A 1,135-nucleotide genomic window follows, 5' to 3' on the forward strand; every position below is an offset into this window, starting at 1 on the left:
CTAGTGTTCTGAGTCGTTAATTCGTTGGCAGCTGTAGGGTGGCTGGGTGCCGAGTCCGAAGCTTGCTCCCTTGGAACTGACCGCCGAGGAACGGCGGGTGCTGCGCGGATGGGTGCGCCGTCGTAAGACGGCGCAGGTCCTGGCCATACGATCGCGGATCATCCTGGCGTGCGCGCAGGGCGGCACGGTCACCGCGGTGGCCGAAGAGCTGGGCGTCTCGCGGGACATGGTCTCCAAGTGGCGCCGCCGTTTCCTGGAGCACCGCCTTGAGGGGCTGGTGGATGAGCCGCGTCCGGGCCGGCCGCGCACGGTCGGCGACGACCAGGTCGAGCAAGTCGTGGTCAAGACGCTGGAGTCGGCACCGCCGAAGGGCGACACGCACTGGTCGACGCGGTCGATGGCGAAGGCGACCGGGATGTCGCAGACCACGGTCTCGCGGATCTGGCGGGCCTTCGGGCTCAAGCCGCACCAGGTGGAGACCTGGAAGCTGTCGGCCGACCCGCAGTTCATCGACAAGGTCCGTGACATCGTCGGGCTGTATCTCGACCCGCCGGAGCGGGCGCTGGTGTTGTGCGTGGACGAGAAGAGCCAGATGCAGGCGATCGACCGCACCGCGCCGATCCTCCCCGTCCTGCCCACCACCCCGGCCAGGATGAGCCACGACTACGTGCGGCATGGCACCACCAGCCTGTTCGCCGCGCTGGAGCTGTCCAGCGGCGCGGTGATAGCCGAGCACCACCGACGCCACCGCCACCAGGAGTTCTTGAAGTTCCTCAAGACCATCGACAAGGCGGTCCCCGCAGACCTGGACCTGCATCTGGTCTGCGACAACTACGCCACCCACAAGACCGAGGCCGTGCACAAGTGGCTGCTGCGCCACCCACGCTTCCACCTGCATTTCACCCCGACCAGCGCATCCTGGCTCAACCTCGTCGAGCGGTGGTTCGCCGAGCTGACCAGCCGCAAGCTCCGTCGCTCCGCCCACCGCAGCGTCGCCGCGCTGGAAAAGGACGTCCGCGCCTGGATCAAGGAGTGGAACGCGGACCCGAAGCCCTTCGTCTGGACCAAGACCGCCGACGAGATCCTCGACAGCCTCGCCGCATACTGCCGACGAATTAACGACTCAGGACACTAG

Annotated in this window: 1 protein-coding gene; it reads left to right on the forward strand. The window is 67.0% G+C overall.

Features of this window, described 5'->3' with window-relative positions:
- Positions 1-46: 46 nt before the first annotated feature.
- Positions 47-1,135, forward strand: a complete 1,089-nt coding sequence (locus tag H4N64_RS44135; protein WP_186288257.1) for an IS630 family transposase — start codon at positions 47-49, stop codon at positions 1,133-1,135.

The sequence above is a fragment of the Streptomyces cupreus genome (assembly GCF_014257025.1).
GTDB classification, from domain to species: Bacteria; Actinomycetota; Actinomycetes; order Streptomycetales; family Streptomycetaceae; genus Streptomyces; species Streptomyces cupreus.